This is a genomic window from Arminella tubonensis, from assembly GCF_003240585.1.
Lineage (GTDB): Bacteria > Pseudomonadota > Alphaproteobacteria > Rhizobiales > Rhizobiaceae > Rhizobium > Rhizobium tubonense.
This window is the reverse complement of sequence record NZ_PCDP01000052.1, coordinates 1-2,590: the sequence shown is the minus strand read 5'-3', so window position 1 is coordinate 2,590 and position 2,590 is coordinate 1. Positions and strand designations below refer to the sequence as shown.

1 protein-coding gene and 1 pseudogene are annotated in these 2,590 nt (G+C 56.9%); both read right to left on the bottom strand.

What is annotated here, in order from left to right:
- Window positions 1-338 precede the first annotated feature (338 nt).
- A pseudogene (locus CPY51_RS23750) lies at window positions 339-1,121 on the bottom strand (IS110 family RNA-guided transposase); the annotation flags it as partial.
- Window positions 1,122-1,419: 298 nt separating this feature from the next.
- Complete coding sequence (locus CPY51_RS23745) at window positions 1,420-2,451, bottom strand: IS110 family RNA-guided transposase (RefSeq protein WP_111162700.1); 1,032 nt, start codon at window positions 2,449-2,451, stop codon at window positions 1,420-1,422.
- Window positions 2,452-2,590: the final 139 nt, after the last annotated feature.

Genomic DNA, 2,590 nt, shown 5'->3' with positions numbered 1-2,590 from the left:
CGTTGTCTAATTGCGTTCCGTTAGTCAATGCGTTTTGAGCACACGATATCGGCACCATACGGGGGAACACGCAAGGCGGCGTAAGTTAAATGATTGATCGGGCCTCAGCGGCGTTGTTTTCTTCAGAGCTATCCGGTGCCGGGAGCAGCGTTGTCTCCGCGGTCGACACATGGGGTCGCCGCATAATGGGTCTTCGCAGGGTGGATCTTCCTATGTTTGGGGCGCAGTCTCAACGAGCTGCAGCGCAAGTGACGGAATGATCCAACCCACGTCCGCAGCAGGGACTCAGTGCATCAAATCAAGTTTGACGCGCTGAGGGAAGAAGACTGACGCTTCGCTTATGCAGTGGCGCCAGCCGATGTATTGAACACCTCTCCTGTCTTGAGCATGCTGTGCATGACGACCGCAAGCTTTCGAGCGACCGCCACCGCAGCGCGTTTGAAGCCCAAGCGCTCACGCAGTTTAAGCCCCCAGCTTTTGAGGCTGCTTTCGGTCTTGGCACTGGTTCTCGTGAGGATCACCGTCGCCGCCTCGTAAAGTAATCCGCGTAAATGGTTGTCGCCTCTGCGCGAGATATGGACATCATAGTCAACCTCGCCTGACTGATAACGCCGCGTTGTCAGCCCGAGCCAGGCGCCGACCGAGCGCGACGTTTTGAAGTTTTCTGGATCTTCAACCGCTGCGACGTAGGAGACGGCTGTGACGGCGCCGATCCCCGGGATCGTCATCAAAAGCTTCGCCTCCTGGCTCTCCCGCGCCGTGGCGAGCAACTGGTGATCAAGATCGGCTGCGCGCTTGCGTATGTCGCGCCACGCCTCAAGCAGAGGCAATATGATCCTGGCCAGGCCGTCATTCCCATCCAGGAATTCCCTCACATTGCCATCAAACACCCGACCCGTTCCTTTAGGGATGATGAGACCGAACGTCTTCATCAGGCCGCGAATCTGGTTGCTGAGCTTGGTTGCGATGCCCAGAAGTTGATTGCGAGCTCCGACCAGCGTGCGCGTCAACATACTATCGAAAGCCTTTACGCGGACTGCCTTGTAGAACCCGGCTTCGGCTAACTGCGCCAATCCATCCGCGTTGTCTAATTGCGTTCCGTTAGTCAATGCGTTTTGAGCACACGATATCGGCACCAGACGGGGGAACACGCAAGGCGGCGTAAGTTAAATGATTGATCGGGCCTCAGCGGCGTTGTTTTCTTCAGAGCTATCCGGTGCCGGGAGCAGCGTTGTCTCCGCGGTCGACACATGGGGTCGCCGCATAATGGGTCTTCGCAGGGTGGATCTTCCTATGTTTGGGGCGCAGTCTCAACGAGCTGCAGCGCAAGTGACGGAATGATCCAACCCACGTCCGCAGCAGGGACTCAGTGCATCAAATCAAGTTTGACGCGCTGAGGGAAGAAGACTGACGCTTCGCTTATGCAGTGGCGCCAGCCGATGTATTGAACACCTCTCCTGTCTTGAGCATGCTGTGCATGACGACCGCAAGCTTTCGAGCGACCGCCACCGCAGCGCGTTTGAAGCCCAAGCGCTCACGCAGTTTAAGCCCCCAGCTTTTGAGGCTGCTTTCGGTCTTGGCACTGGTTCTCGTGAGGATCACCGTCGCCGCCTCGTAAAGTAATCCGCGTAAATGGTTGTCGCCTCTGCGCGAGATATGGACATCATAGTCAACCTCGCCTGACTGATAACGCCGCGTTGTCAGCCCGAGCCAGGCGCCGACCGAGCGCGACGTTTTGAAGTTTTCTGGATCTTCAACCGCTGCGACGTAGGAGACGGCTGTGACGGCGCCGATCCCCGGGATCGTCATCAAAAGCTTCGCCTCCTGGCTCTCCCGCGCCGTGGCGAGCAACTGGTGATCAAGATCGGCTGCGCGCTTGCGTATGTCGCGCCACGCCTCAAGCAGAGGCAATATGATCCTGGCCAGGCCGTCATTCCCATCCAGGAATTCCCTCACATTGCCATCAAACACCCGACCCGTTCCTTTAGGGATGATGAGACCGAACGTCTTCATCAGGCCGCGAATCTGGTTGCTGAGCTTGGTTGCGATGCCCAGAAGTTGATTGCGAGCTCCGACCAGCGTGCGCGTCAACATACTATCGAAAGCCTTTACGCGGACTGCCTTGTAGAACCCGGCTTCGGCTAACTGCGCCAATCCATCCGCGTCATTGGCGCCAGTCTTATTGAGCGTCTCGTCCAGTACCTTTTGTGCATGCCGCGCTTCGATGCAGATCGCCGGAACCCCTTCGGCCGTCAACGCATGATAGAACCACGTCGATAATGGCCCCGTTTCAAATACAACGCGCTTGGGGTGCGGGGCATGCTTGCGGATCATCTGCGCCAAAAGTTTTGGATCAGAAGCGCATTTGCCGCGCCATATCCGTTTCCCGTCTTGTCGGATCGAGATCGCGGTATCTTTTAATGAACAGTCCAGCCCTATATATTGGTCCACGGTTGCCTCCATTTGATGTTTGGGCCCGGTTCCAATCGTGAGCCCGTATTTCCATCTTATCGGGGGCAACCACCCTCGCCAGCCATCATCTTATAAATTGAGCTGGGACGATCGCGCCGCGATTACCCCATGTTTGGGT